This is a genomic window from Ruegeria sp. HKCCD9138, assembly GCF_057220975.1.
In genome coordinates, this window is sequence record NZ_JBWVAZ010000002.1 from 1 (window position 1) to 25,850 (window position 25,850).

At 58.3% G+C, this 25,850-nt stretch carries 27 protein-coding genes; 12 read left to right on the forward strand and 15 right to left on the reverse strand.

Features of this window, described 5'->3' with window-relative positions; all coding sequences use genetic code 11:
• Window positions 1-387 precede the first annotated feature (387 nt).
• Window positions 388-1,578 carry a Zn-dependent hydrolase gene (locus AC2TEL_RS03325; RefSeq protein ID WP_480901862.1) on the reverse strand — a complete coding sequence of 397 codons (1,191 nt, stop codon included), beginning with the start codon at window positions 1,576-1,578 and terminating at the stop codon, window positions 388-390.
• 147 nt (window positions 1,579-1,725) lie between these two features.
• Here AC2TEL_RS03325 and AC2TEL_RS03330 point away from each other — a divergent pair, with 147 nt between their 5' ends.
• The 5 genes from AC2TEL_RS03330 to AC2TEL_RS03350 all read left to right on the forward strand — a co-directional run bounded on the left by AC2TEL_RS03330 (window position 1,726) and on the right by AC2TEL_RS03350 (window position 5,669).
• Window positions 1,726-2,376: a histidine phosphatase family protein gene (locus AC2TEL_RS03330; protein ID WP_480837977.1), complete on the forward strand. Its 651-nt coding sequence runs from the start codon at window positions 1,726-1,728 to the stop codon at window positions 2,374-2,376.
• 19 nt (window positions 2,377-2,395) lie between these two features.
• A complete protein-coding gene (locus tag AC2TEL_RS03335) occupies window positions 2,396-3,010 on the forward strand; it encodes a glutathione S-transferase family protein (protein WP_480901863.1) in 615 nt (204 codons plus the stop codon).
• A 14-nt stretch (window positions 3,011-3,024) separates the two neighbouring features.
• Window positions 3,025-4,080 (forward strand): saccharopine dehydrogenase, encoded by a 1,056-nt coding sequence (locus tag AC2TEL_RS03340; protein WP_480901865.1) that lies wholly within the window; start codon window positions 3,025-3,027, stop codon window positions 4,078-4,080.
• A gap of 3 nt (window positions 4,081-4,083) precedes the next feature.
• Window positions 4,084-5,229, forward strand: a complete 1,146-nt coding sequence (locus tag AC2TEL_RS03345; RefSeq protein WP_480901867.1) for a saccharopine dehydrogenase family protein — start codon at window positions 4,084-4,086, stop codon at window positions 5,227-5,229.
• Window positions 5,230-5,531: 302 nt separating this feature from the next.
• Window positions 5,532-5,669 (forward strand): hypothetical protein, encoded by a 138-nt coding sequence (locus AC2TEL_RS03350; RefSeq protein WP_480901870.1) that lies wholly within the window; start codon window positions 5,532-5,534, stop codon window positions 5,667-5,669.
• A 71-nt stretch (window positions 5,670-5,740) separates the two neighbouring features.
• Here AC2TEL_RS03350 and AC2TEL_RS03355 read toward each other — a convergent pair whose 3' ends face one another.
• From AC2TEL_RS03355 to AC2TEL_RS03370, 4 genes are all read right to left on the reverse strand, one after another.
• Complete coding sequence (locus tag AC2TEL_RS03355; RefSeq protein WP_480837984.1) at window positions 5,741-5,941, reverse strand: DUF1127 domain-containing protein; 201 nt, start codon at window positions 5,939-5,941, stop codon at window positions 5,741-5,743.
• A 54-nt stretch (window positions 5,942-5,995) separates the two neighbouring features.
• On the reverse strand, window positions 5,996-6,223 hold the full coding sequence (locus AC2TEL_RS03360) for a DUF1127 domain-containing protein (RefSeq protein ID WP_480901872.1): 228 nt from the start codon (window positions 6,221-6,223) through the stop codon (window positions 5,996-5,998).
• Between the two features lie 216 nt (window positions 6,224-6,439).
• A complete protein-coding gene (locus tag AC2TEL_RS03365) occupies window positions 6,440-6,757 on the reverse strand; it encodes a DUF3775 domain-containing protein (protein WP_480837988.1) in 318 nt (105 codons plus the stop codon).
• A 41-nt stretch (window positions 6,758-6,798) separates the two neighbouring features.
• Window positions 6,799-7,614 (reverse strand): DUF1365 domain-containing protein, encoded by an 816-nt coding sequence (locus AC2TEL_RS03370; RefSeq protein WP_480901874.1) that lies wholly within the window; start codon window positions 7,612-7,614, stop codon window positions 6,799-6,801.
• Between the two features lie 148 nt (window positions 7,615-7,762).
• On the opposite strand from AC2TEL_RS03370, the gene AC2TEL_RS03375 reads away from it, so the two are divergent.
• From AC2TEL_RS03375 to AC2TEL_RS03385, 3 genes are read left to right on the forward strand one after another with little or no spacing between them, the layout of a single operon-like run.
• Window positions 7,763-8,419: a sigma-70 family RNA polymerase sigma factor gene (locus AC2TEL_RS03375; RefSeq protein ID WP_480901876.1), complete on the forward strand. Its 657-nt coding sequence runs from the start codon at window positions 7,763-7,765 to the stop codon at window positions 8,417-8,419.
• Window positions 8,420-8,429: 10 nt separating this feature from the next.
• On the forward strand, window positions 8,430-9,080 hold the full coding sequence (locus tag AC2TEL_RS03380) for a ChrR family anti-sigma-E factor (RefSeq protein ID WP_480840174.1): 651 nt from the start codon (window positions 8,430-8,432) through the stop codon (window positions 9,078-9,080).
• Between the two features lie 54 nt (window positions 9,081-9,134).
• Window positions 9,135-9,539, forward strand: a complete 405-nt coding sequence (locus tag AC2TEL_RS03385) for a hypothetical protein (RefSeq protein WP_480901879.1) — start codon at window positions 9,135-9,137, stop codon at window positions 9,537-9,539.
• Window positions 9,540-9,542: 3 nt separating this feature from the next.
• On the opposite strand, the gene AC2TEL_RS03390 is transcribed toward AC2TEL_RS03385, so the two are convergent.
• The 6 genes from AC2TEL_RS03390 to AC2TEL_RS03415 all read right to left on the reverse strand — a co-directional run bounded on the left by AC2TEL_RS03390 (window position 9,543) and on the right by AC2TEL_RS03415 (window position 16,867).
• The gene (locus AC2TEL_RS03390; RefSeq protein ID WP_480901881.1) at window positions 9,543-10,772 is read right to left on the reverse strand and encodes a DNA recombination protein RmuC; all 1,230 of its coding nucleotides are present in this window, start codon (window positions 10,770-10,772) and stop codon (window positions 9,543-9,545) included.
• A 52-nt stretch (window positions 10,773-10,824) separates the two neighbouring features.
• Window positions 10,825-12,690: a DNA mismatch repair endonuclease MutL gene (mutL, locus tag AC2TEL_RS03395; RefSeq protein ID WP_480901884.1), complete on the reverse strand. Its 1,866-nt coding sequence runs from the start codon at window positions 12,688-12,690 to the stop codon at window positions 10,825-10,827.
• Window positions 12,691-12,971: 281 nt separating this feature from the next.
• On the reverse strand, window positions 12,972-13,901 hold the full coding sequence (locus AC2TEL_RS03400; RefSeq protein WP_480901886.1) for a metal ABC transporter permease: 930 nt from the start codon (window positions 13,899-13,901) through the stop codon (window positions 12,972-12,974).
• The gene (locus AC2TEL_RS03405; RefSeq protein ID WP_480838002.1) at window positions 13,898-15,103 is read right to left on the reverse strand and encodes a metal ABC transporter permease; all 1,206 of its coding nucleotides are present in this window, start codon (window positions 15,101-15,103) and stop codon (window positions 13,898-13,900) included. The genes AC2TEL_RS03400 and AC2TEL_RS03405 overlap by 4 nt, the downstream gene beginning before the upstream one ends.
• Before the next feature lie 3 nt (window positions 15,104-15,106).
• Entirely contained in the window at window positions 15,107-15,913 is an 807-nt protein-coding gene (locus tag AC2TEL_RS03410) for a metal ABC transporter ATP-binding protein (RefSeq protein ID WP_480838004.1), read from the reverse strand.
• Window positions 15,914-16,867 carry a metal ABC transporter solute-binding protein, Zn/Mn family gene (locus AC2TEL_RS03415; protein WP_480838006.1) on the reverse strand — a complete coding sequence of 318 codons (954 nt, stop codon included), beginning with the start codon at window positions 16,865-16,867 and terminating at the stop codon, window positions 15,914-15,916.
• Window positions 16,868-17,066: 199 nt separating this feature from the next.
• Between AC2TEL_RS03415 and deoC the strand changes: the two genes are divergently transcribed.
• Genes deoC through AC2TEL_RS03435 form a run of 4 tightly spaced genes read left to right on the forward strand, consistent with a single transcriptional unit; the run spans window position 17,067 to window position 21,474 of the window.
• The gene (deoC, locus tag AC2TEL_RS03420; RefSeq protein WP_480901888.1) at window positions 17,067-18,065 is read left to right on the forward strand and encodes a deoxyribose-phosphate aldolase; all 999 of its coding nucleotides are present in this window, start codon (window positions 17,067-17,069) and stop codon (window positions 18,063-18,065) included.
• A 4-nt stretch (window positions 18,066-18,069) separates the two neighbouring features.
• Window positions 18,070-18,309, forward strand: coding sequence for a hypothetical protein (locus tag AC2TEL_RS03425; protein ID WP_480901890.1), 240 nt, complete (start codon window positions 18,070-18,072; stop codon window positions 18,307-18,309).
• Complete coding sequence (locus AC2TEL_RS03430; RefSeq protein WP_480901892.1) at window positions 18,306-20,639, forward strand: aldehyde dehydrogenase family protein; 2,334 nt, start codon at window positions 18,306-18,308, stop codon at window positions 20,637-20,639. Before AC2TEL_RS03425 ends, AC2TEL_RS03430 begins: the two co-directional genes overlap by 4 nt.
• Before the next feature lie 25 nt (window positions 20,640-20,664).
• Entirely contained in the window at window positions 20,665-21,474 is an 810-nt protein-coding gene (locus AC2TEL_RS03435; RefSeq protein ID WP_480901895.1) for an SDR family oxidoreductase, read from the forward strand.
• Between the two features lie 46 nt (window positions 21,475-21,520).
• Here AC2TEL_RS03435 and AC2TEL_RS03440 read toward each other — a convergent pair whose 3' ends face one another.
• From AC2TEL_RS03440 to AC2TEL_RS03455, 4 genes are read right to left on the reverse strand one after another with little or no spacing between them, the layout of a single operon-like run.
• Complete coding sequence (locus AC2TEL_RS03440; RefSeq protein WP_480901897.1) at window positions 21,521-22,405, reverse strand: glycosyltransferase family 2 protein; 885 nt, start codon at window positions 22,403-22,405, stop codon at window positions 21,521-21,523.
• Window positions 22,386-23,210: a CpsD/CapB family tyrosine-protein kinase gene (locus tag AC2TEL_RS03445; protein ID WP_480838016.1), complete on the reverse strand. Its 825-nt coding sequence runs from the start codon at window positions 23,208-23,210 to the stop codon at window positions 22,386-22,388. The genes AC2TEL_RS03440 and AC2TEL_RS03445 overlap by 20 nt, the downstream gene beginning before the upstream one ends.
• A gap of 31 nt (window positions 23,211-23,241) precedes the next feature.
• Window positions 23,242-24,798, reverse strand: coding sequence for a GumC family protein (locus AC2TEL_RS03450; protein WP_480838018.1), 1,557 nt, complete (start codon window positions 24,796-24,798; stop codon window positions 23,242-23,244).
• Window position 24,799: 1 nt separating this feature from the next.
• The gene (locus AC2TEL_RS03455; protein ID WP_480838020.1) at window positions 24,800-25,717 is read right to left on the reverse strand and encodes an ExeA family protein; all 918 of its coding nucleotides are present in this window, start codon (window positions 25,715-25,717) and stop codon (window positions 24,800-24,802) included.
• Window positions 25,718-25,850: the final 133 nt, after the last annotated feature.

Consider the following 25,850-nt stretch of genomic DNA (forward strand, 5'->3'; position numbering starts at 1 on the left):
CACCCAACTCAACATGCAAAGCGTAAAGAGGCGTGCGCTTAATATCGGTCATCGGGAATTCCTTATCGCCCTGGATCGTCCAAATGGATCGGCGTCAGTTTGAAGGAAGCCGCACATTTTGCAACGGCCCGGTGAACCGTCGCCCGTGAGGCGGTGAAGAAACAGAGGTTTTCGCAGCGCGAAGGCGGTCATTTGAGCCTACAAAAAAGACTAAGTTCATCTTGTATACGGGCGTATGCATTTTCAATGTTCCTATAGGAAACATTTTTCCCTTGCGCAACATCCCTGCAAGGATCACTTGTGCCGTTGTCACCTTGCCCCAAGCGTATCGCAATCCACTCGCGTGTTAGCAGTCAAAATTGCCGTTTCAAATTTGTATTTTGCCTATCAGTTATCCGCCAATTGGCTCACCGCGTGGTTTAGCGCGCGCAATCCGGCGACCAAATCAGCCTCGGCAGTGTCCTCGGTAAAATCGTGGCTGATCCCGCCGATAGAGGGAACAAACAACATGGCGACCGGCATCAATCGCGATACGTTCGTCGCATCATGCAGCGCGCCCGAAGGCATCAATCGCCATTTTCCCGGGGCGATCTTGTCAGCCCCTTCTTCCAGCGCAAGGCGAAGGTGGGGATCCATGGAAACCGGCTCCAATCCCAGCATCGGTCCAAAATCCAGCTCCATGGAGCGTTTCCTAGCGACGTCTTGCGCCGTGGTTCGGATAATATCTTCCATCCGCGCAAGACGTTCGGCGTCACCGTCCCGCCATTGCATTGAGAATCGTACCCGACCGGGCACGATGGACGAGGCGTTGGGATGCAGATCGACCCGGCCAATGGTCCAGACGGTTTGGGGGGTGACGACGTTCCGGAACCGGTCATTGATCATCGCGTTGAACTGCGACAGGGCCTGAAACGCGTCACGCCGCAGGTGCATCGGCGTGGTGCCCGCGTGGTTCTGTTGGCCGTCAAACCCAATTACCATATCGCGAATGCCTACGATGTCCGTGACCACGCCAAGCTGTTCGCCTTGCGCGTCGAGCAAAGGCCCCTGCTCGATATGCATTTCGATGAAACCGCTAAAACGGGCGGGATCTACAAATTCCTGGGACAAATCCGCCATGGTCGACCGCGCGGTGGCGAAACTGACGCCTGCGGCATCAGTCAGCACATCTGCCTGCTCCAACGATAGACCGCGCGACCAAACTGCAGAACCGGTGGTGACGCCAAATCGTCCCTCTTCGTCCTGAAAACTCACGACCGAGATCGGACGATCGGTGGAACGGGCTACTTCAAGTGCAGCAATGACACCCAGTGCGCCATCCAGCCAACCGCCCTCGGGCTGGCTGTCGGAATGAGACCCTAGCAGGAGGGACCGACCCGGCGCCAAACCGAACAGGGTGCCAACGGGGTCGAATTGCGGTTGCAGACCGGCCTGTGTCATGCGGTCAGCCAGCCAACGGCGCGCGGCAATGTCGGCGTCGGAATATGCCGGGCGCACCACGCCTTTTCCAACACCTGAGGCTCCGAACTCGCGCAGCTTGTGCAGGTCAGCCAGAAAGCGGTTTTCATCAATGGCCATGGTTCCCCTTTCCCGCAGTTTCGCAAGACCATAGCCGCGAGGCACGATTGCAAACCACCCTGAAATCAGATTTTTCGCGGCGGCGGCGAAACACCTCTGGTCCGCGCCCGGAACCTACCCTAAGACTTCGGCGCAAGAGGATCCGACATGTCGCATATCACACTGGTGCGTCACGGGCAGGCCAACACGGCCGCACGAGACGAGGCAAACTATGACAAGCTCAGCGAACTGGGCCATCAGCAGGCGCGCTGGCTGGGGACTCATCTGCGAGATACGCGCGCTCACCATCCCCGGGTTTATTGCGGCACACTGACCCGCCATCTGGAAACGGCAAGCAGCATGGGGTTGTCCGATCCAATCTGCGACCCGCGCCTGAACGAGATCGAGTATTTTAATCTGGCGCAGCTGTTTCAGCAGCAACATGGCGTGGAAGTTCCAACTGATCGCGAAGGCTTTGTCGAACATCTGCCCAGGACATTCGCCGCCTGGGCCAATGGTGACATCAGGGACGCGCCCGAAACTTTTGAACAATTCGAAACCCGCGTCCGCGATGCGTTACGTGACATCGGAACCGAAGGCGGACCAGCCATAGTCGTAACGTCGGGCGGGTTGATTTCGATGGTGGTGCGACAGGCAATGGGGCTGGACATCCCTTCGATGGCGCGCGTAGCCCTTGCCATCATGAACACGTCGATGCATCGTCTGCACCCGATTGGCGCTCGGCTAAGCCCGGTTCTGTTCAATGCCGTTCCGCATCTCGAGACCCCGGACCGGCATTTCGCCCAGACGCATTTGTAACCCATTCGGAGGCTTCCTGATGCAGCTATATTATGCCCCCCGTACAATCTCGGTCGCTGTTGCGATTGCATTGGAAGAGGCCGGGTTGGAATACGAGGCGATCCGCCTGAACTTTGCGGACGGGGAACAGACAAAACCGGTCTACAAGCAGATAAACCCCAAGGGCCGCGTCCCGGCCCTGGTCGTTGACGGAGGGATTCTGACCGAGACCGGCGCATTGCTGGATTACATCGCTGCAATCGCACCCAATGTCGGCCTCGTGCCCGATGATCCGATCATGGCGGCCCGAATGCGGGAGGTGATGTATTACCTGGCTTCCACAATGCATGTGAACCACGCCCACAAGTTGCGGGGGCATCGCTGGGCAAACAAGAAAACCAGTTGGAAAGATATGGCCGATAAAGTCCCTGAAACGATGGCTGCATCCTGTGAATACATCGTGTCGAACGGGCTGCGCGGGCCGCTGGTGTTGGGTGAACAGTTCTCCATGGCGGATGCGTATCTCTACGTCGTCTGCAGCTGGCTTGAAGGCGATGGCGTCGACGTCCCGGCCTTTCCCAAGATTGAAGCCTTTCGCGCGACGATGGAGGCGCGTCCTTCCGTTCAGGCGGTCCGTGCCGCAGGAATGCTCTGAGAAAAGGAAATTGCATGACACATCTCTGGGTCCGGTCGGAACAGCGCCCGAACGAGGAGCGGGTGGGATTGACCCCCGAGGGCGCCGCCGCGCTGATCGCCGCGGGTATCCGCGTAACGGTCGAGGAAAGCTCGGTTCGCGCCATCCCAATCGACGGCTACAAGGATGTTGGGTGCGAGATAACGCCCGAGAATTCCTGGCCCGATGCTCCGCTGGACGCCATCATCTTCGGCCTCAAGGAACTGCCCGAGGACGGTACGCCCCTGCCCCATCGTCACATCATGTTCGGCCATGCCTATAAGGGTCAGCATTCCGGCCGCGCGCTGTTGGAGCGGTTCAAGGCGGGCGGCGGTACGCTGTATGATCTGGAGTACCTCGTGGACGAAAACGGCAGACGGGTGGCTGCCTTCGGCTATTGGGCGGGATACGCAGGCGCAGCGGTCACACTTAAAACATGGGCCGCACAGCAAAGGGGTGAAGAATGCCCACCCGTCGGTGTTTATTCCGGCAAAGACGCGCTGAATGCCGAGTTGTTGGCAGAGCTGGATGCCACTGGTGCCAAACGCCCCCGCGCAATTGTTGTCGGCGCTTTGGGCCGCGTGGGTACAGGTGCTGCGGATCTCTGCGAGGCGATGGGCGTCAGCGTCACCAAATGGGACATGGCCGAGACCGCCAGCGGTGGACCGTTTCCCGAAATCCTGGACCATGATCTGTTCCTGAACTGCATCTTCGCGCGCCCTGGCACGCCGGTCTTTGTCCCCCGCGAGGCGCTGAGCGCCCCGCGCAAACTGACAGCCATCGGCGACGTGGCCTGCGACCCGGACAGCGACTACAACCCGGTGCCGGTCTATGACCGCGCCACCACTTGGAACGCCCCCGCCCTGCGCGTGGCCACTGATCCGGTGATGGACGTGATGGCCATCGACAACCTGCCGTCGATGCTGCCGGTCGAAAGCTCGGAAGACTACGCCGCGCAATTGCTGCCCTCATTGCTGACCCTGACCGATCTGGGAAGTGGCATTTGGGGGCGGGCCGAAGCAACCTACAACACGCATATCGAAGGGATCTGAGCGATGACGATTCATTGGTGTGGCACCGGCCTGTCGGCCATCCCCGGCCTGCGCCGCCTGATTGACAGCGGGAATGAGGTCACTGTCTGGAACCGGACCGTCGAAAAGGCGCAGGCCGAGGTCGGCGATCTGACCGATGACATCCGCGCCTTCGACCTCGACGCGCTGGGTGCGGTATTGGAAAAGGGCGACGTGATCGTTTCGATGCTGCCGGGTGACTGGCATGTACCGTTGGCGGAACTGGCGATTTCGAAAGAATCGAACTTTGTCTCTTCGTCCTACATCGCACCCGAGATGCGCGCATTGGACGACAAGGCGCGCGCGGCCGGAGTCGCGCTGGTCAACGAGGTTGGGCTGGATCCGGGGATTGACCACCTGATGGCACACGCTCTGGTCGACGATTATCGCGCCTCGGATGCGTTCGATCCGCAAAATCACCTGAGTTTCATTTCGTATTGCGGCGGCGTTCCGAAGGACCCCAACCCATTTCGGTACAAGTTTAGCTGGTCGCCCTTGGGCGTGCTTAAGGCGCTGCGCTCTCCATCAAAGTCGATCCGCGATTACGCGCCGCTGGACGTCGCCCGCCCGTGGGACGCGATCAGCAGCTATATCGCTCCGCTTCCCACACCGGAAAGTTTCGAAGTCTATCCGAACCGCGACTCGATCCCCTTCATGGAGCAGTACCAATTCGAGAAACACTGGCCCGTCAAGGAATTCGTCCGCGGCACCCTGCGTCTGAACGGTTGGGCGGATGCCTGGTCGGGTGTTTTCCGCGAGATCGAAACCCTTACCGGCCCAGAAGGCGACGCCCGTCTGAAAGAAATGTCAGATCAATTTTGGGAAGAAAACGCCTATGACGAAGGCGAACCCGACCGTGTAGTCCTGTGCGTGGGGCTGAAGGCCGAAAAAGAGGGCCGCAAAGTCTGGCACAAAACTTATGTCATGGATGCATGGGGCGATGAGCGCGGCACCGCCATGGCGCGCCTGGTATCGATCCCGGTGTCACTGGCGGTCGAAGCCGTTCTGAACCGCGCCATCCCTGCTGGTGTCCACGCCGCACCCAGCGATCCGAAACTGGTTCAGGGTTGGATGGCCGAGATCGACACGCTGGCGCAGCATTTGCAGATTGTGGATCACTCGGCAAGTTAGAGCAGTTTGCGTCTTCTGTTCCTCTTTGTCCTTCTCCCCAATGGGCAAAGAGGAACAGAACGAATTCAAATACCTGCACTGCTGCTGCAAACCGCCCTTCAACTTTCGTACGTGGCGGACACCCGTTTGCTGAACCATTGCAATGTCAATTGCCTGCACCGCAGCGGGACAGTCTATTGCCTCGGCCAATACGGGACTATTTCTGAGTTCAACTAAAAGTTTTGTCCAGTTGCCAATGCCATTCTTCAAGACTGAACCGGCAAAAACGCCATTACCACCGGCATGGCGATCAGGTGAACAATATGAAAGCCACCATCTCGGACGACCTTTGGGAATCAGGGTTCATTCAATCAGCCAGAGATTATTTGGCGTCACCCTATTCAGCGCTTTCCGAGTTTGCCCACGACCTTTCTGAACACGGCACCCAAAAGGCTTTTTGATCCATGAGCCCGAACCGGGCCAAACAAAAAAGGGGTTAGGTGCTGTGCCTAACCCCTTTTCTATCCTGTTTTCAAATGTACTGAGCGATGATTGCTTCAACGTCGGTACGATTGATTCCAAGTTCGGACAGCTCATGGTCCGACAGGCGATTGAGTTCCTGAGCAGCGCACACGATGTCGCTGCTGATCGCGCGCATGCTCATTGCCCTGTCAAACAGCACCAGCGCGCTGCTTGAGATGCCTTTTTGGAACGTGGTGTCTGTATCCAGCATGTTCCTGACCTCCCTGATTGATCACAACGAAAGCGCCTGACGCAGGTGTCAGACCTACTGCTGGTAGGGTTGGTTGTGGTAGACGCTCTCGTATGCCCGGCGATGGATTTCATTGCGCGGGATGCCGATGTCTTCCAGCTGCCGGTCCGTCAGCTTGCTCAGCCTTTGAACCGTCCGTGAATAGATTCTACGGCGGAAATTCTCGACTTTTTTCTCGGTGTAGCCGGAGAGCAGGCTCGCAAAGAAGCCGTTCTGTGTCTTGGCTGTTTGTACGTGTTCCATATCTTTCTCCTTTATGTCCGAAAATCAGCTGTCTTCTGATTTCTGATAAAGGAGCGCCCCGTTAACGATTGAGGGGCAGGAAATTAAGAGTTCTTTATGATTTCTGTCGGGATAGCGGGGTCCGGCATTTGCATCAATTTTGACCGGAGATCGCGGCGAAACTCGCCATAACAGGCACAGGCGTCCGGATGCGGCCGTCCGACGCCCGAGCCAGGATCACATCAGGTCGTTTTCCACATCTTCAGCGGATATGCCCAACGCATCCAGACCATTCTCAAGATGGTCCGACATATGCGGTGTACCTATCAGGTAATCGGCGCAAGGGGTTGAGGCCTCGGATTTGGCGGTGGCGATGGCCTCGGCCAGATCTTCGGCGAAAAAGCTTTCGCGACCGATCCACATAACAGCGACCAGTTCGGCCTGCTCATCTTCGCCCATCCGATCGATAAAGGCGCGCAGTTCGCCCTCGGCCCGTTCCAGTTCGCGCCCCATCATGGCAACCTGAGCAATTTTTCTTGCGGAGATTTCCAGCATCTGTCCCAACTCCTCGTGTTCGCGGTTTCAGTCTATCAAAATCACCTGAAACAGTACCCGTCTTTGATCTTACGCAAGAAATGCGTCTTAGGGCGGGCGCGCGACACTGTCTGTTCCGGAACCGGCGCCGTACGGAAGGGGAGGAAGGTTGCTTTTTTGAACCACAGCTTGACCGCCTGGTAGTGGATCAGAAACACTGCACGGCGCGCGCCAAATGGGCGCCGCAGCAAAGACCACAGAATGGTTTGATTGGTCAGCGGTTGTCGCGGTCCCGTAAGGGTTGCAATCAACCCGCCTCGCTGGCGGTCATAGTCGATCCAAACCCCAACGCGATCCTGCCGATAGTCAAAGCGGAACGTATATGTGCCAGCGATTTTTTGAAACGGCGAAACATGCATCAGCTTGTCGGCAACGATGCGATCGGTCGGCTCGATCGGTGACAAATCCGGCTTGTGGCACAGATAACTGTGCCGGGTGCCATATGTGTTCGTCACTTCGGCCACAACTGCGAAAAGCTGGCCTTGATTATTCAGACAAAACCAGAAGCTGACCGGATTGAAGACATGCCCGAACACCCTGGGCTGGGTCAGCAGCATCAATCGGGCCGGTTGCGGGACCCCAAGATCATCAAAGCGATCACGCAGCCAATCGGCCCCCCGGCCCTGTTTTGGCTCGCCCCCGTGGTCGGTGACACGCCAGTTTGTCAGGTTTGCGCGATTGATCGAGAACAGCGCCGGCGTGTCCAGCTGCACCTCTGGGTCCAACAGGATGTAGTCCACGGAATAGCGGAAGGCGTTTTCGATTTTCCCCTTGCGCCCGTGAAAGGTGTGCGCTGCAACTTGCTCTATTCCCGACATCCAGTAGCTACTCCCGGTCACTCAGCGCATGTGTAATTTCGCGTTCATCTCAGCACTTTGTCCAACATTTTCTACGTATCCCAAGGCGGAGGGGATCAAAAAAACAGGTTCGAGTGATCCGGCTTGGGTATCTACCCGTATTGTTGTTATGTTTACCGAGATCGACACAGTGACCCTGGACGACCCCGCGCCGATGTCAGGCGTTGACGCGCCCCGGATCGCGCGCAAACGTATCAGGGGCAAATCGGTGAACGGTGCGAAAGACATCTGCGAGACCCGGGCTGAATGGGTGGGCCACATAAAACGCATCCGCGATGCGCAGGATCAGGTGGCATTTGCAGAGCTGTTTCAGCATTTTGCACCGCGCATCAAGGCATTCCTGATCAAGTCTGGGTCTGACACGACGCTGGCAGAGGAATGTGCGCAAGAAGTCATGGCAACCCTGTGGCACAAGGCGCATCTGTTCGATCCGACCCGCGCAACCGTTGCCACCTGGGTTTTCACGATTGCTCGGAACAAGCGCATTGATGTCCTGCGCAAGCAACGCCGCCCCGAACCCGAGGATCTTGGTTGGGGTCCCGAAGCGGAACCGGATCAGGATGACGTTATTGCGCTGCAGCAGGAAACCACGCAGCTGCGGAACGCTTTGTCGGCGTTGCCGGATGCGCAAAGGGAACTGATCGAAAAGGCTTATTTCGGCGATCTCAGCCATCGCGAAATCGCCTCTCAGACCGGATTGCCGCTGGGTACGATCAAATCACGAATACGGCTGGCGCTGGACCGCTTGCGCCATGCGATGAATTGAGATGACGATGATGCGACAAGATATCAAACATCACCTGACAGACGACCTGCTGATGGCTTACGCCGCAGGCTCACTGTCCGAAGCGTTCGACCTGATGGTCGCGACGCATATCTCGCTCTGCGACCACTGTCGTGCCCGGGCCGAAAGCTTTGAAGCCGTGGGCGGGCACGTACTTGAAGAGCAGTTGGACGTGGCACAATTGGGTGACGAGTCACTGGCTGCCACGATGGCGTTGATTGCGCAGGGAGCGCCGAAACCGAAACCAACGCGGCCCCCGTGTTCCGTGCTACCCACGCCCTTGCAGGATTACGTCGGCGGTGACGTGAACGCGATCCGCTGGCGAGCCATAGGCATGGGTGTCAAACAGGCGATCCTGCCGACGACTCGCGAGGCCACGGCACGATTGCTTTTTATCCCGGCAGGTGCTGCTGTTCCGGATCACGGCCACAAAGGCATGGAATTGACCATGGTGCTGCAAGGTGCATTCACGGACGAGGTCGATCACTTTGCGCGCGGCGATGTCGAGATTGCTGATGAGAGCCTGGAGCACACACCCATCGCGGATATGTCCGAAGATTGCATTTGTCTGGCAGTCACGGATGCGCCTCTCAAGTTCAACAAACTGATGCCGCGACTGTTTCAGCCGTTTTTGCGGATTTGAATATTCATGGCCATCCGCGCGACCCGAAAGTGGTGATTGAATGGAGACAACCATATGTTCAGACAGTTACTTCTTGGCTTATCGCTGCTGTTTATCGGAACCGTTGCCTCGGCACAGATGACCGCAGACGTGAAGTTTCAACCCGGAAATTATGGAACGATGGTCAGCGGAACGATCACCGGGGATGAGTATTTCGACTATAGGCTGGGGGCCAAAGCCGGTCAGGAAATGTTTGCCGAGCTTCAGGTCAGCGACACGAACGGAAACGGTGTGATTTATTTCAACATTCTGCCACCAGGCAGCGATGGCGAAGCAATCTATATCGGTTCGATTGACGGCAATACCGCCCGGATCGACCTGCCCGAAAACGGAGATTACACGATCCGCGTCTACCTGATGGGCAATGATCGCGATACCGGCAAGACTGTCGGGTACAATCTGGACCTGTCGATCCAGTAGAGTCTAGGCTTCAGATTTGCCCAATGGAACTACATTGGGATGCTCGTCAGGGGCCAGTTCCTCGAAATCGAAATTGTCCAGCCGCTGCGCCCGGCGGCCAGCCTTTTCAGCACTGATCTTGATGTCCGAAATATCCTTGGCCGCCTGTCCGAAATGGCGGTCGAGGTTAGCGACCCGGTCGCCCAGACGTTCGACATCCTTGTGCAGCATCCCGAGTTCCTTGCGGATCGCACCTGCCTGTTCGCGCATACGCGCGTCCTTCAAGATCGCCCGCATGGTGTTCAGTGTCGCCATGCAGGTCGTGGGCGAGACAATCCAGACACGTTTGGAAAAGCTCTCCTGCACCAATTCCGGGAACTTGGCGTGCAATTCCGCATAGACGGCCTCGGAGGGCAGGAACATCAACGCGCCATCAGCTGTTTCGCCGTCCAGGATGTACTTTTCAGAGATGTCGGTGATGTGTTTGCGCACTGTGGCGCGGAACATCTGCACCGCCGCTTTCAGTTCGGCGTCATTGGTTGAGCCGATCAGCGCTTCATAGGCTTCCAAAGGGAACTTGCTGTCGATTACGATTGGCCCCGGAGGGTTCGGCAAGTTGATCAGACAATCGGCACGCCGCCCGTTTGACAGCGTCGCTTGCAGCTGGAAGCTGTCCCGAGGCAACGCTTTCGAGACGATGTCATTCAGTTGAATCTCACCAAACGCGCCGCGGGTCTGCTTGTTCGACAGAATGTCCTGCAATGTCAGAACGTCCCCCGAAAGTTTGGTGATGTTGTCCTGCGCCTTGTCGATGGCGGCCAGCCGCTCCTGCAATTGGGTCAGAGAAGTTGCTGTCTGTTTCGACGATCCGTGCAGCGATTCTTTCATCCGCTCCTGCATCTCGGCCAGCGCGCGCGCCGATTTCATCGCATTGTCCGCAAGCCGGTCATTCATCTGCTGCTGAACCGAGGACAGGCGGGATTCGACCGTCTGGATCACTTGTACCTGCGCATTGGCCTGGGTGTCCGAGACATGCTGCAACCCGCCGCGCAATTGCTCCTGCCCTTGGCCCAGTTGCTGAACATGCTGACCCAAATGGGCCATTTGGCGTGCCAGAGGCTCCGTCAACCGGGCCGAGCGGTTGGCCGCGCGCAACGACAGAAACAGCAGCAGCAGAATCAACACGATGACTCCGGACCCGATCAGGATCACGGGGTCGTCCAATGCCATTTCAGTTCCAGCAATCTCGATCATATCGCCTCGGATGTTCTTGTTTTATTCTTCATAGCCCGGCAAGGCCATAGGATCAACTGCGCCCGAACAGACGCTCGATATCGCTCAGCTTCAGTTCGACATAGGTGGGCCGCCCGTGATTGCACTGACCCGAATGCGGTGTAGCTTCCATCTCGCGCAACAGGGCGTTCATTTCCTCGGCCCGCATCCGACGGCCCGAGCGGACCGAGCCATGGCACGCCACCCGACTGAGGATTGCCTCGATCCGCACCTGAACGCTTTGGCTGTCACCCTGATCGGCCAGTTCATCAAGGATATCCAGAACCATCGCGCGGGCATCGACCTCGCCCAGGATGGCGGGGGTTTCCCGCACCGCAACCGCGCCGCCGCCAAACGGCTCGATGGTCAAACCAAGGCGCGACAGGTCGTCGGCCGCCGCCATCAGACGGGCACAATCCCCTTCGGAAAGTTCCACGATTTCAGGGATCAGAAGCGCCTGCGCGGCGACACCGTTTTCGGCCATCTGGCGTTTCAGCTTCTCGTACACCAGTCGCTCATGCGCGGCGTGCTGATCGACGATCACCATGCCATCCGCAGTCTGGGCGATGATATAGTTCTCATGCACCTGTCCGCGTGCCGCGCCCAGTGGCAGCTCATCGGCAGATGTGTCGGGAGCATCCGAAATCTGTGCGGGCGTGGTCACCGGTTCGACAATGCTGCCGCTATAGTCATTTGCCATTTCGGCAAAGCCCGGAGACTGGGCCCGAATAGCTGCTTGCCGCGCCGATGGAGAGGGCCGGTCCATCTGATACACGCGCGCCGGACCCGCCGAAGCTGGTTCAGGTCGCATCGCCCCCAGCGTTGCGTTGGCCACGGTTGAAGACGCCCGGTGCCCGGCTTCGGCCAGCGCATGGCGCAGCGCCGAAACGATCAGTCCGCGCGCCAGACCCGGATCGCGGAACCGCACTTCGGATTTCGCAGGATGCACATTCACATCCACCAAATTCGGATCACAATCGATGAACAGTGCCGCAGCCGGATGTCGGTCGCGGCTGAGGAAATCGAAATAGGCCGCACGCAACGCGCCGGTCAGCATCTTGTCACGCACCGGACGCCCGTTGACGAACAGGTACTGCGCAACCGCCGCACCGCGTGAATAAGTCGGCAAGGCAGCATAGCCATAAAGACGAATGCCGTCTCGCGTGGCGTCAATCTGCAGGGCGTTTTCTGCAAACTCCCGTCCCAGAACGCGCGCCAGTCGCGCGTGCAGCGCGTCGAACAAATCGCCGTTTTCTCGGTCGGCACGGAAGGTCACGCGCCCTTCGCCGCCGCCAGAAACATCGCGCAGGGTAAATGTAACCGCCGGTTCCGCCATAGCCAGACGCTTCACTGTGTCCGAGATCGCCTGCGCCTCGGCCCGGTCAGTACGCATGAACTTCAGGCGCGCCGGTGTTGCAAAGAACAGGTCACGCAGTTCCACAACCGTTCCGGCCCGCAGGGCAGCCGGCTTTACTGGCCCGACCTTGCCACCTGCAACAAGGATCGTGGCAGCTTCGTCCACCGGCATCCGGCTGGTGATCGTTAGCCGCCCGACCGCCCCCAAAGACGGTAGCGCCTCACCGCGGAACCCGAACGTGTGAATGTTCAACAGATCCGAGCCGTCGATCTTCGAGGTCGCATGGCGTGACAGAGCCAGAGGCAAATCCGCGGCCGCAATTCCACATCCGTCATCGGTGACGCGGATCAGCGTCTTGCCCCCGTCGGCAATGTCAATGGCGATGCGCGTCGCCCCGGCATCGATCGCGTTTTCCACCAACTCCTTGACGGCCGAGGCCGGGCGCTCCACTACTTCGCCTGCAGCAATCCTGTTGATTGCCGCGTCATCAAGCTGTCGGATGACCGGGCGTTTTTGGCTCATATTGGGGATTGTCTGCACCATACCGCTAGACCTAGCACAACACGGCGCGATTCTGCCACCTATTTGAAACGTTATACGCCGGCCAGAAAAAGCCCCGTCCGGCCCACGTTCAATGCTACCAACAGGTCGGAAATTGTGAACGAGGGACCGAACGGGTCGTGGTGAGTGGTTGCTATATGGTTAACACTTGAAGCAGCGTTACCACAAAAAGGTGAACAAATCCGCATATGTATGCCCGTTGTTTCCATTTAAGCAAATATTAGCCGATTTCCGGCGGCGATGACTGGCGGGATGACGCCAAATCAAGTGGCAACCGGTGCGCCGGCCCGGTTTCGACATGGGCCGAACACCGCGCTTAGTGCCAAAATCAAACCGGACATCGTGGCGATCATACCTGCTGCACTGACGGCATCCGCTCCGCCCAGCCACAGCGGGCCGTAACCGGCCAGCACGTACCCTGACACCGCGGATACAACGGCGAAGAGAACGCTCCACGCGATCTGTGCCTCGAGCCGGTTGGTCATCATGCGCGCGGCGGCAGGTGGGCAGATAAACATGGCGATCACGATGATCGAACCGACGGCATCAAAAGCTGCCACCGCAGCAATCGCGGCCGTGATCACCAGCGCCATACCCAAAACCCCGGTGCGGATGCCGATCGTACGGGCAAACCCTTCGTCAAAGGTCGAGATTTTGAGCGGCCGCCAGAACAGCCAGGTGAACAGGGTCACGCCGATCAGGGTCAGTGCGATCCGCGGCAGCTCCGGCGGCAAGCCCGCCAATGCTTGCGGGTCCATCAGCGAGGACCAGCCCGTCGCGTCCAGCCAGATCAGGCTTTCCAGATTGCCGTACAGCGCATGTTCCACGTCCAGATGCACGGTCGAGGTATCGGTCTGTTCCAGCAACAATACACCCGCTGCAAACATGGTGGTGAAGACGACACCCATGGCAGCACCAGGTTCGATCTGACCCAGACGGCGGACTGTTTCAATCAGAATAACTGCGACCACGGAGGCGCCCGCAGCGCCCAGCATCATCGGCCAGGTCGAAATCACACCGGTCAGCAGAAATGCCACCACGATACCGGGTAGCACAACATGGCTGATCGCATCGCCGATCAGGGCCTGTTTGCGCAATACAAGAAAGTTTCCGGGCAAAGCGCAGGCGATTGCGGCGAAGGTGCCTATCAGCAGGGGGGTCAGCGAGAGGGGGACAAATTCTGCTCCGCTCATGGCGAAACCTCCTGTGGGCCACCAATTCGGCGGTCGATCTCGGCGATCTGGTCGCGGGTCAAAACCGTCTCGATATCGCGTAGCCCGTCGTAAAGCGCTGCTGTGGCCTCATGGGCCTGATCGGCACGAACGATTTCCCACCGTTTTTCGTCGCGAAGCGCCTTGGCGGCGCGCGCTTTGCCGGTCTCGGTCGCCACACCATCGGCGCGCACGATTTCCGCACGGCGCAACAGGCGTAGCGTCAGCGGTTCATAGATCTTTTGACCTTGTGCCAAGGCCAGTAGGCCCTGCCGAATATGTACCCTGCGCTGGAACCGCAAATGGTGCAAAAGGGCTGCCAGAACACCGCGCACCGGTGCCAGAAAGATGGAAATTGCGAAGAACCCGAAACTCACCAGAACGATGATCGGACCAGTCGGCAGGTTGGGGGCCGAAGCGGACAGGGCCGCGCCCAGATAGCCGGCCAGACCGCCGGCCAAACCGGCCAGAAGAACAACGCGATCAGATCGATCCGACCAGAAGCGGGCGGTCACGGGAGGTATTATCAGCAGGGCAACGATCAGGATCAGGCCAACAATTTTCAGCCCGACGACGGTCACCGCCATGACCAGACCCATCATTGCAAGATCAACCCGGTGTACAGGCACGCCTCGCGCCGTAGCGTATTCGGGATCAAAAGCAACCATCACCATCGGCCTGCGCAGGATCATGACCAGAACCAGGGTCGCCGCTCCACCGATTGCGATGATCATCGCATCCGCCCAGAGCATTCCTGCCGTTGAGCCAAGCAAAAAACCTTCGAGCCCCGCTTGACGCCCGGCGCCCATGGTCTGAATGACGGTCAGCAATACGATGCCGAACCCAAAGAAAACGGAAAGAACTGCACCGATGGCGGCATCCTCGGCGAGCCGCGTGTGCCGTGTCAGCCAATTCATGCACAGCAGCCCCACCCAGGCGGACACGGCCGATCCGGCCAGAAGACCGATCAGGTTACGCCCGTCGCCCCCAAGGGCAACCAGCGCCATAAAGGCCAGGCACACGCCCGGAAGCGTCGCGTGGCTGATCGCATCGCTCACCAGCGCGCGTTTGCGCAGGAACAGGAATGTCCCGGTCACACCGGCAGACACACCCAGCAAGGTCGCGCCAATGGCGACCAGCGTGGCGTTATAGCCAAGCTGTAGGCTCAGAGCATCCCAAAGCATGAATTACCCCAAAGCGCGCGAAATCTGGTCGATCTGCGCCGTGGCCAATCGCCCGCCATAGGCGGATTGCAGCGTTTCCGCGGTAAAGGCTTCCGATACCGGACCTTCGGCAACCTTTCGGGTATTGATCAGGAACACATGGTCGAAATAGTCCGTTACGGTGGCCAGATCGTGGTGCACGGTGATGACCGTCTTGCCGGCCTCTTTCAGCGCCTTCAATACGGCGATGATGGCTTTTTCCGTGGCCGCATCAACGCCGGCAAAGGGTTCGTCCAGCAGGTACAGATCGGCATCCTGCGCCAGAGCACGAGCCAGAAAGACCCGCTGTTGCTGACCGCCAGAGAGCTGCCCGATCTGACGATCCGCAAAGTCGCGCATACCGACGCGGTGCAAGCAGTCCATCGCGCGGGACAGATGCCGGGCACGGACTCGGCCCAGCAGGCCCAGCTCACGCGACAGACCCATCAGTACGACGTCAAGCACGCGCGTCGGGAAATCCCAATCCACGCTGGAGCGCTGAGGAACATAGGCAATTCTCGCGCGCTGCCGGTCTATCGGCTGACCGAAAACAGTCACCTGCCCGGACAGCGGCTTCAAAATGCCAAGTGCCGCCTTGAGCAGCGTCGACTTTCCTGCTCCGTTCGGGCCGATGATCGCCGTCATCGCCCCGGGCTGCGCGGTCATGTCCACGGAAAACACGGCCGGCTTCTGACCGTAAGAGACTGTCAGCCCCCGAATGGCCAGCGGGCTGTTCGCGATCCCCGGATCTTCGACCGCGATCCCCTGAACGGATGCAAGCTCGAGCGTCATTCAAAACCCCGCGGACAATTTGCTGTTCATTCCGCGCGCGGGGGCATCTGCGCCCAGCGCCCGTGCGATAACGGTGATGTTGTGATCCAGCATCCCGATATATGTGCCTTCGTATGTGCCCGGCTCGCCCATGGCATCGGAATACAGCTCCCCGCCAACGGTGACATCGTGCCCTTTGGCCGCAGCGCCTTCGATCAAGGCCCGCATCGAGCGGTCTGAAACCGAACTTTCGACAAACACAGCCGTTAGCTGACGATCCACCAGCGTATCAACCAGTTCACCGACCCGGTTCAGGCCTGCTTCGGATTGAGTCGAGATGCCCTGAATGCCCAACACCTCATAGCCGAATTCCTCACCAAAATAGCCAAAGGCGTCGTGGGCGGTGACCAGAACGCGATTGTTTTCGGGCACATCGGCAAGAACCTGTTTGCCATATGCATCCAACTGGTCGATCTGCGCCAGAAACGCCTGTGTGTTGGCCTCAAATTCCTCGGCAGCTTCGGGCCGCGCGTCCGTCAATGCCTTTTGCACCTGAACCACCACGTCGCGCCATAGAACCGGGCTCATCCAAAGATGAGGATCGTATTTGTCCGCGTAATCGTCATGCGCACGCAGCTTGGACTTATCCACGCCGTCCGCCACCGCGACGACATTCCGCTTGCGGCCGAGGTCGTGAAAGAACTCTTCCATCTGCGCTTCCAGATAGAGCCCATGCCACAGGATCAGATCAGCGCGTGTCATAGCCACGATGTCACTGCGGGTCTGGCGGTAGGCGTGCGGATCGACGCCCGGCCCCATCAGGCCTTTCACCTCGACCTGATCACCTCCGACCTGCCGCGCGGCGTCGGCGATCATGCCGGTCGTGGCGACCACCTTGAGAGGCGCCTGCGCCCAGGCGGCAAACGGCAGAGCAGTGGCGAAGGCAATTGCTGCAAGAAAGCTGCGACGAATCATTTCCGACCCCATTTCGGTATCCAGTTGAGAATGAATATGCGAACCATTCGCAACTAAGTCAACGCAATTGAGAATTATTCGCAAGAAAACCCCTGTTTTTGTCCAATTGGTCAAATTTTTTTGCTTCGCACCCCTCAGGTGCCTTCCATTTGCTCGTGTCCCATGCGAATTTGGCGCAAATCTCCCAAAGGACGCGATGATGGAAACGCAGAGCACAGAAAGCCCCGTGCGCACCGCGCATCTGCCGCAAGTGACCGAACCCAGAAATCCGGGAATGGACCTGGATCTGGATTGGGTGCGGGCCGTACAGGCCAACACCTCGGCCATTGAACGCCGTGCGGCCACCTTGCCCGGTCGGCGGTCGGTGAAAAAAGACTACCAGGCCGCTTGGCTGCTCAAGGCGATCACGATGATCGATCTGACGACCCTGTCCGGTGATGACACGGTCGGTCGCGTGCGCCGCCTGTGCGCCAAGGCGCGTCAGCCGGTGTCGCCCGCGTTGTTGCAGGCGATGGACATGCCGGCGATCACGACAGGAGCGGTTTGCGTCTATCACGACATGATCGAAACTGCAGTCGATGCGCTGAAGGGTACCGGCATTCCGGTCGCCGCCGTCTCGACCGGTTTTCCGGCGGGTTTGTCCCCCTTCCACCTGCGTGTGGCCGAGATCGAGGAAAGCGTGAAAGCAGGCGCCGAAGAGATCGACATCGTCATCTCGCGCCGCCACGTTCTGTCAGGCAACTGGCAGGCTTTGTATGATGAGATGAAAGCTTTCCGCATCGCCTGCGGCGATGCGCATGTCAAATCTATTCTGGCAACCGGTGAATTGGGTAGTCTGAGAAACGTCGCCCGCGCCTCGTTGGTCTGCATGATGGCCGGGGCGGATTTCATCAAGACATCGACCGGCAAGGAAAGCGTGAACGCCACCTTGCCCGTTTCGCTGGTAATGATCCGCGCGATCCGGGATTATTATGACCGCACGGGATACCGCGTAGGCTACAAGCCCGCAGGTGGGATTTCGAAAGCCAAAGATGCGCTGGTCTACCTGTCGCTGATCAAGGACGAGCTGGGCGACCGCTGGCTGGAGCCCGATCTGTTCCGCTTTGGCGCCTCATCACTGCTGGGCGATATTGAGCGGCAGTTGGAACACTATGTCACCGGGTCGTACTCGGCTGGCTACAGACACTCAATGGGCTGACGCAATGACTTCAAAAGAAATAAAACAATTGCTTAAGCCTTGGGTAGCAGAAATTCTAAGCGCATCTACTCAAAGAATGACAATCGTCGAGGTTGCGCGAGAAATGTGGCGCAAGCACGAGCAGGAACTACGCAAAGACGAAGCTCTATTTCTTACTTGGCAGTATGAGATGCGTTGGGCAGCCCAGGCTCTAGTTGACGAAGCAAAAATTGACAAATCCCGAGACGGATGGATGTGGCTATGACAATCAAAGAGATTTTTGAGACCATGGACTACGGCCCTGCCCCCGAAAGCGCAGCCGAGGCTCTGGCCTGGCTGGTCGATCAGGGCGACAAATTCGGTCACTATATAGACGGGGTATTCACGAAACCCGGTAAAGGATTTGATAGCCGCAACCCGGCAACTGGTGAGGTTTTGGCCAAGCTGACGCAGGCGAAACAGGCCGATGTGGATGCCGCTGTTGCCGCCGCCCGCAAGGCGCAGCCGAAGTGGGAGAAACTGGGCGGCTCGGTCCGAGCGCGGTACCTTTATGCGATTGCGCGCCTTTTGCAGAAGCATTCGCGTCTGTTTGCCGTGCTGGAAAGCCTGGATAATGGTAAACCCATCCGTGAATCGCGCGACATCGACATTCCGCTGGCGCAGCGGCATTTCTATTACCACGCGGGCATGGCGCAGCTGATGGAGAGCGAATTGCCCGACGCAGAAGCGCTGGGTGTTTGCGGGCAGATCATCCCGTGGAACTTCCCGCTGTTGATGCTGGCCTGGAAAATTGCCCCGGCGCTGGCGATGGGCAACACTGTGGTTCTCAAACCGGCCGAATATACCTCGCTGACGGCGCTGCTGTTTGCAGATATCTGCTCGCAGGCCGGGCTGCCGAAGGGTGTCGTGAACATCGTCACCGGAGATGGCGCGGTGGGTGAGATGATCGTGGCCTCGGACGTGGACAAGATTGCCTTTACCGGCTCTACCGTTGTAGGTCGTCGTATCCGTGAGGCGACCGCCGGCTCGGGCAAGGAACTGACGCTGGAGCTGGGCGGCAAGTCCGCGTACATCGTGTTCGACGATGCCGACATCGACAGTGCCATCGAAGGTCTGGTCGATGCGATCTGGTTCAATCAGGGCCAGGTTTGCTGCGCCGGGTCTCGTTTGCTTGTGCAGGAAGGCGTCGCGGATCGCTTCCATGAAAAACTGCGCGCACGGATGGACAATTTGCGCGTTGGAAATCCGCTGGACAAGTGCATCGACGTGGGCGCTGTTGTGGATCCGGTTCAGCTGCAGACCATCAAGGGCTTGGTCGAAAGCAACACGGTTGGCCACGTGCATCAGGCAGCTTGCGAGTTGCCCGCGAATGGCTGCTACTATCCGCCGACGCTGATCTCGGGCCTCGAAACTTCGGACCCGCTGATGCAGGAGGAAATCTTTGGCCCGGTTCTGGTTTCGTCCACCTTCCGCACTCCGGAAGAAGCGATCGAGTTGGCCAACAACACTCGTTACGGACTGGCTGCGACTGTGTGGACCGAGAATGTGAACCTCGCGCTGGATATCGCGCCCAAGCTGGTTGCGGGCGTGGTCTGGGTGAATGCGACCAACCTGTTCGATGCCGCTGCCGGGTTCGGCGGTGTGCGCGAAAGCGGCTTTGGCCGTGAAGGCGGCTGGGAAGGCCTGGCGGCCTACACCAAGCCCAAGGGCAAGGCCAAACCACTGGCGAAGGTCGAAGCAATCATGGGCGAAGGTGCGCCGGTCGATCCGATTGACCGCACAGCCAAGATGTATGTCGGCGGCAAGCAGGCGCGGCCCGACGGCGGCTACTCGAAACCGATCTGGGGCAAGTCCGGCCTGCTGGGTCATGTCGGCCTTGCCAACCGCAAAGATGTCCGCAACGCAGTCGAAGCTGCGGCGGGGGCCAAAGGCTGGTCCAGTACCACCGGCCATCTGCGGGCACAGATCCTGTACTACATCGGCGAAAACCTCTCGGCCCGCGCCGATGAGTTCGCCGCGCGTATCGACGCCATGACCGGAAAGAAAGACGGCGCGAATGAGGTCGAGGCCTCGATCCAGCGCCTGTTCACCGCTGCCGCCTGGGCCGACAAATATGACGGTCAGGTGCATGGTGTTCCGATCCGGGGCGTCGCCATTGCGATGAAGGAACCGGTGGGCGTGATCGGTACGCTATGCGCGGACGAAGCGCCGCTGCTGGGTCTGGTTTCAGCGATGGCTCCGGCGATTGCGATGGGCAACCGGACGGTTCTGGTAACCTCGGAGCCTTATCCGTTGGCGGCAACCGACTTCTACCAGATCCTCGAAACCTCGGACGTTCCTGCTGGCGTGGTGAATATCCTGACCGGCAGCCATTCAGAGCTGGCCAAACCGCTGGCCTCGCACCTGAACGTGGATGCTGTGTGGTCGTTCTCGTCCTCTGACCTGTCTAAAGAGATCGAGGCCGTCTCGGCAGGCAACCTGAAACGAACCTGGGTGAATAACGCGACGGCATTTGATTGGAACATGGACCATTCCCGCCGGTTCCTTCAGGCTTCGACCGAAGTTAAAAACATCTGGGTGCCCTACGGAGAATAGGGCTCTCGCATCATGGGAGGCCTAAATGGACTTTTCAGGGAAGACCGTCATCGTCATAGGCGGAACCAGCGGGATCAACCGCGGCATTGCCGAGGCTTTTGCGGCCTCGGGGGCCAAACTGGCGGTCGCAAGCCGGTCGCAGGAAAAGGTTGATGATACCGTTGCCGCGCTAAAAGCGTCGGGTGCGGCGGACGCCATCGGGGCGGCGTTTGACGTGCGCGACCCGGAGGCCGTGGCCGAGGGCCTGAAGCAGTTCCACGACGCTTTTGGCGATTTCGACGTTCTGGTGTCAGGTGCGGCCGGCAACTTCCCTGCACTTGCCGCCGAAATGTCGGTCAACGCTTTCAAGACAGTGATCGATATCGACCTGATGGGCACGATCCATGTGATGAAAGGGGCCTACCCATATCTCAAACGCCCCGGTGCCAGCATCATCAACATCTCGGCACCGCAATCCTATCTGCCCTATGAAGGTCAGGCCCATGTCTGCGCAGCCAAGGCCGGCGTGGACCAGATCACGCGTACATTGTCGATGGAGTGGGGAGTAGAGGGTATCCGCGTGAACTCGGTCGTGCCGGGCTTCATAGAAGGCACCGAAGGCGCCAGGCGTCTGGCCCCCACTCCGGATGCCGGAGAGCAATTGCGCCGCGACGTGCCGCTGGGCCGGTGGGGGCAACCGCAGGACGTGGCAAATGCCTGCCTGTTCCTGAGCTCCGACCTTGCCAGCTATATCAGCGGAACAGTTCTGGCGGTCGACGGCGCGCTCTATCAGCGCGGTTCGGGCAAATTCGGGCAGATGATGGGGCAGATGCTGCGTGCGCAGGTCAAAACCTAGCCGTCAAAAGCCAGCTCACCCAGCACCCCTGTTCAGAACCTCTGCTTCAGATCGTACCGCCCATGGCCTGACGCAACATCCAGACCATACGTGTACACCTTAGGCGCACCAATGTTGTGATCGCACGCAGCACCTCACCCGGTGAGGTCACCTTCTTGCTGATCAGAACCTTTGGGGTATGCGCAACAGCGCTTGCCGGCATCGCCAGACCACGAAGCGCCCAGCGCAATCGTGCAATTCCGCCGTTTCCGTGCAGCATGAAGGCTTCCTGTGTCGTTCGCCTCCATTTTGCCTTGAGTGCCGGCCAATCCTGGCGGGATGGATGGCTTACCCGGAATCGGTCTTCATAGATCAAGCTGTAGCCTTGTTCGACTGCGCGCATGGTCCATTCCCGGTCTTCGGAAACGCCATTGATGAAACCGCCGATCGCGTCAAACACATCGCGGCGGGTCAAAAGATTGCCTGCGCCCGAAAAGCCCTGAACCTCGATGTATCTGCGGAAATTGAAGGCGAAAACCGCCTCGAAAGCCTCGGCACCGGTGCGAGGGGGCGGCGTTTCGTCGAAGACATCGACACGCCCGCCGATCAGGTCGGCGCGGGCCGCAATCTTTCGTCCCACTTCCAGCCAATCCGAGTCTGGCACGCAATCCGCGTCGATGAAGAACAAACGCTGTGCCGTCGTCTCGGCAATGCCCCTGTTTCGGGCATGCGCGGCCCCCTTTTGGGTCTCGACAATGAAACGCACCATGGGAAAGGCGCGGCGCATGTCGTCCAGCGAAACCGGGGACGCGTTGTCGACCACAACGATCTCAGTATCAGAGATGTCATTGGCCAAGAGCGCCCGCAGGCAGCGCTCCAGTCTTGGGATGTCGTTATAATGCGGAATTATGACCGCGTCGGCCGGAGCGTTTTCAGTAGTAACCTTGTTCATTGCCAAAGGACCCACTGATATAGCGGCATTTGTTCAACACGATGCCCATGACCTGCGTCAGTTCCGCCAACTGCCGCTCGGCCACATCAATGTGGTCGATGCTGGTTTCCTCGGCCGCGGCCAGCAGAAGGGCGCAATCGACATTCTTCAGGAATCCGTGGCTATCATCGCTGACCATCAGCGGAGGCGTATCGAACAGAATGATATCCGGTTTGAACTCGTTCTCGATCTGCTCCAGGACTTCGATTGTCTGGCGGCTTTGCAGTATTTCCGCTGAATTGTGCGTCGGCGTATAATTCAGCCCGAAAATCACGTTGTCGCCATATCGCCGGGCGTGCTCGCGAAACGGTACCTTTCCCTGCAACACGTCCGCCATGCTTCGGTTTCCGGTTTGCTTGAGGATGTCGCCCAACCCTCGGCGGCGCATATCAAGATCGATGACAATGGTACGCAGATCGACCTGTCGACCCAGACTGAAAGCCAGATTTGCAGCCGCCGTGCTTTTGCCGCACCCACTGTAGGGAGAGGTCAATGCCACGCGGCGCCAGCCGTTGGACAAGGTTTGCTGCAACATTTTCGTACGCAGCATGTCATAGGGTGTCGCACTTGGACCGCCCTGAAACGAGATCAGACGATTTCGCGCAACAAGAGACTGGTCAATCTTCATCTCTGGCAAAGAATGCCACAGATCCTCTTCCATCTCAGGTTCAATGGGACCGTGCGCTTCGGACAGAACAAGCGGTTCAACTTGGCGGTTTTCACGTGCCTTGCGGGCCTTCTGAATGGCCTCTTGAAGACGTTCCATTACGCCCTCCCCAATTTCGCAGGAGTTACAATCACCAATAAACCTCCAACTTGTCGATCACCCGCTCGGCGATAAGATCCAGGGGCAAATAATAGGTATGGATGGCCCAGACCCCGGCTGGCACACCGATAAGAATGGCCAGAACAACCAAGGACCACGCCACCCGAACCCGGATCAACTCGCCCCGGGAACGCACGTAAGGGATCGCGGCAATCGGCCAGACCTCGAGTTTGTTGATCAGGTCCTCTGGACGGCGCACTGATCTGTTCAGGATTTCCAGCAGTACGATCAACCCGACACCCAGCGCAATTCCGAAGAACACACCACCGCCCGCAATAGCCATGCGATTGGGTTTTGTCGGAGAGCTGGGCACCGCAGGGTATTCGATCACCGAAATACGCTGACCTTGGGACGTGACCTCGATCCGTTCGCCCGTGGACGCGGATGCCAGCCGGCCCACGGCGTTGTTGTACTGGGCCTGAATGTTGTCGTGATCCCGCTGCAATTCAGCCAGCGCGATTGCGTTGGCGGGCGTCTGGTCTATCGTCAATGTCAGTTTGTTCAGGCGATCCTGAAGCAATGCCCTTTGGTCCGCAGTGGCTTCGATCTGGCTGTCAATCTGGGCCAGTTGAAGATCAAGGGTGGCATTTCCTGTGGTGGAGGTCGCACTCGGCACTGTATTCGAGTTGACGTTGGCCGCCTGTTCCGCCGCCACCGTTTCTTCAAGCCGAGCAATCCTTGCGCGTAACAATCTGATCGACGGATTGTTCTCGGAATAGATGGCCCGTTGTGCGTCCAGCTGGTTGCGCAATTGTTCCAACTGGATTTGAGATTGCGTCATATTCAGTTGCGCAACCCCCAGAATCTGACCAGTCGATCTGTAAGTCTCAATAAGCTTTTCGCGTTGACCCTTTAGCCCAAATATCTGCTGGTCCATCTGTTCGATGTTTGTCTGCATAGAACCTTGCTGGGCCAGACGGAACTGTAGACTGTCTGGCAAAGCTCCTGAATTCTCTCTCTTGAACTCGAGAATTCGCGCGCTGCGCTGATCAAGCTCTTTACCCAGGCGGTCAACTTCCTGTTCAAAAAAGCTCAGAGTATCCGACGCCCGATTCTTGCGGTAGGACACGTCAAGTTTTTGAACTTCGGTAAGATAGTCGTTCAACACACCAGCCGCGATCGGCCCGGACCTTGCATCGAAAGTGATCGTCATCAGGCTGGCCTGGTTTTGCCCGGCGCTGATTCTCACTCTTGTGTTTGCCCTCATCACGTCGACAATCTGGTCAGGGCTGGCCTCGTCCAGATTAGGCAAAACCGAATGTTTGCGCGCAATATCCAGAAGAACCGGCCGCGTCAGCAGACGCTGCTCGATGATCTGAAGCTGCTCGCCTGCCGTCGTATTCACCGTGCTTGCCGCCAGGTTCCCGGGAATCTGCGGAGACTCAACAATCAAACGCATCTGCGACACGTATGTCGGTGGCAGGTTCAACGCGATGATAATCGAAGCCGCCGACACAATGGTGGCCACGATCAGGAAATACGGAAGCCGTCTTAAAAAAATTGAAAGATAGTAACGAACCAGGCCCATTTCAGTCTGTCAGCTCCTTCTCAAGCGAATTTCCTCCAAAGAACACACCGTCCTGGATCACTTGGTTGACGATTTCTTCGTCCACTTTTTCCGATTCATTCGTCCAGGCATAAAGCAGGGCGAAATCGCAAAACTGGTTCACAAGACGCGGGACACCACGGGTCTGCTGAAAAATCAACTTGCAGGCGTCTTCCGTGAACTCTTCACCTGTGCCGGCGGCAATCTTCATTCTGTGTTTAATATAACGCTCGACCGAAGCTTCATCCATCCGCTCCAGATGAAAACTTGCGGCGACCCTTTGCGTCAGCTGACGCATCTTGGGATCCAGAACCATGTCCCGCAACTCGGGTTGTCCCACCAGAACAAGCTGCAACAACTCGTCCGTGTTGGCGTTGATGTTGGTGAGCATTCGAATTTCTTCCAAACCTTCGACGGTCAGGTTCTGCGCTTCGTCAAAGATCAAGATTACCCGCCGCCCCTCGGCGTATTCCGAGACGAGGAAATCCTGCAACTCGCGGAACAGTTGTACATAGGTTGCATCTTTGTCGATTGGCAGCCCCAACGCATGCAGGACCCATTGCAGCAGTTCGCCGCGGCCGCCCTGGGCATTCGAGACCAACCCAACCGTGATTGATTGTTCCATCTCACTCAGGAGATGCTGAACCAGCGTCGTTTTCCCCGCGCCCACCTCTCCGGTGAGAACAGTAATCGGAGCGCAGCTCAACACCCCGAACTGCAAGACCGAATAGCCCCGTTTGTGAAGAGGTGACCAGTACAGAAATCCGGGATCTGGCAGCAAGGTGAACGGCCGCCGGTCAAGTCCGAAGAAATCTAGATAAAACCCGTCACTCGAAGCCATGGCTCCACGGTCGCCTTCCGCCTTGTCAAAACTAATCCTGGCACTTCGGAGGTTACTCATACTTGCGCCCTGAACCACTAGAAAACCATTACACAATACAGAGACGTTACACGACCCAGTTGAACTAGGCTACGTCTGTGCCACAAAATCAAGATAGTGTAAGCCATAGAACTTTACAGGCGGCGTATTGACC

What these genes read in the sequence shown, in the direction of transcription:
- AC2TEL_RS03455 (WP_480838020.1), bottom strand. Translation starts at nt 25,717, where the DNA reads ATGAGTAACCTCCGAAGTGCCAGGATTAGTTTTGACAAGGCGGAAGGC.
- AC2TEL_RS03440 (WP_480901897.1), bottom strand. Translation starts at nt 22,405, where the DNA reads ATGAACAAGGTTACTACTGAAAACGCTCCGGCCGACGCGGTCATAATT.
- AC2TEL_RS03340 (WP_480901865.1), top strand. Translation starts at nt 3,025, where the DNA reads ATGACACATCTCTGGGTCCGGTCGGAACAGCGCCCGAACGAGGAGCGG.
- AC2TEL_RS03405 (WP_480838002.1), bottom strand. Translation starts at nt 15,103, where the DNA reads ATGCTTTGGGATGCTCTGAGCCTACAGCTTGGCTATAACGCCACGCTG.
- AC2TEL_RS03375 (WP_480901876.1), top strand. Translation starts at nt 7,763, where the DNA reads ATGTTTACCGAGATCGACACAGTGACCCTGGACGACCCCGCGCCGATG.
- AC2TEL_RS03335 (WP_480901863.1), top strand. Translation starts at nt 2,396, where the DNA reads ATGCAGCTATATTATGCCCCCCGTACAATCTCGGTCGCTGTTGCGATT.
- AC2TEL_RS03370 (WP_480901874.1), bottom strand. Translation starts at nt 7,614, where the DNA reads ATGTCGGGAATAGAGCAAGTTGCAGCGCACACCTTTCACGGGCGCAAG.
- deoC (WP_480901888.1), top strand. Translation starts at nt 17,067, where the DNA reads ATGGAAACGCAGAGCACAGAAAGCCCCGTGCGCACCGCGCATCTGCCG.
- AC2TEL_RS03435 (WP_480901895.1), top strand. Translation starts at nt 20,665, where the DNA reads ATGGACTTTTCAGGGAAGACCGTCATCGTCATAGGCGGAACCAGCGGG.
- AC2TEL_RS03355 (WP_480837984.1), bottom strand. Translation starts at nt 5,941, where the DNA reads ATGCTGGATACAGACACCACGTTCCAAAAAGGCATCTCAAGCAGCGCG.
- AC2TEL_RS03390 (WP_480901881.1), bottom strand. Translation starts at nt 10,772, where the DNA reads ATGATCGAGATTGCTGGAACTGAAATGGCATTGGACGACCCCGTGATC.
- AC2TEL_RS03445 (WP_480838016.1), bottom strand. Translation starts at nt 23,210, where the DNA reads ATGGAACGTCTTCAAGAGGCCATTCAGAAGGCCCGCAAGGCACGTGAA.
- AC2TEL_RS03380 (WP_480840174.1), top strand. Translation starts at nt 8,430, where the DNA reads ATGCGACAAGATATCAAACATCACCTGACAGACGACCTGCTGATGGCT.
- AC2TEL_RS03365 (WP_480837988.1), bottom strand. Translation starts at nt 6,757, where the DNA reads ATGCTGGAAATCTCCGCAAGAAAAATTGCTCAGGTTGCCATGATGGGG.
- mutL (WP_480901884.1), bottom strand. Translation starts at nt 12,690, where the DNA reads ATGGTGCAGACAATCCCCAATATGAGCCAAAAACGCCCGGTCATCCGA.
- AC2TEL_RS03425 (WP_480901890.1), top strand. Translation starts at nt 18,070, where the DNA reads ATGACTTCAAAAGAAATAAAACAATTGCTTAAGCCTTGGGTAGCAGAA.
- AC2TEL_RS03400 (WP_480901886.1), bottom strand. Translation starts at nt 13,901, where the DNA reads ATGAGCGGAGCAGAATTTGTCCCCCTCTCGCTGACCCCCCTGCTGATA.
- AC2TEL_RS03410 (WP_480838004.1), bottom strand. Translation starts at nt 15,913, where the DNA reads ATGACGCTCGAGCTTGCATCCGTTCAGGGGATCGCGGTCGAAGATCCG.
- AC2TEL_RS03385 (WP_480901879.1), top strand. Translation starts at nt 9,135, where the DNA reads ATGTTCAGACAGTTACTTCTTGGCTTATCGCTGCTGTTTATCGGAACC.
- AC2TEL_RS03360 (WP_480901872.1), bottom strand. Translation starts at nt 6,223, where the DNA reads ATGGAACACGTACAAACAGCCAAGACACAGAACGGCTTCTTTGCGAGC.
- AC2TEL_RS03450 (WP_480838018.1), bottom strand. Translation starts at nt 24,798, where the DNA reads ATGGGCCTGGTTCGTTACTATCTTTCAATTTTTTTAAGACGGCTTCCG.
- AC2TEL_RS03345 (WP_480901867.1), top strand. Translation starts at nt 4,084, where the DNA reads ATGACGATTCATTGGTGTGGCACCGGCCTGTCGGCCATCCCCGGCCTG.
- AC2TEL_RS03430 (WP_480901892.1), top strand. Translation starts at nt 18,306, where the DNA reads ATGACAATCAAAGAGATTTTTGAGACCATGGACTACGGCCCTGCCCCC.
- AC2TEL_RS03350 (WP_480901870.1), top strand. Translation starts at nt 5,532, where the DNA reads ATGAAAGCCACCATCTCGGACGACCTTTGGGAATCAGGGTTCATTCAA.
- AC2TEL_RS03415 (WP_480838006.1), bottom strand. Translation starts at nt 16,867, where the DNA reads ATGATTCGTCGCAGCTTTCTTGCAGCAATTGCCTTCGCCACTGCTCTG.
- AC2TEL_RS03325 (WP_480901862.1), bottom strand. Translation starts at nt 1,578, where the DNA reads ATGGCCATTGATGAAAACCGCTTTCTGGCTGACCTGCACAAGCTGCGC.
- AC2TEL_RS03330 (WP_480837977.1), top strand. Translation starts at nt 1,726, where the DNA reads ATGTCGCATATCACACTGGTGCGTCACGGGCAGGCCAACACGGCCGCA.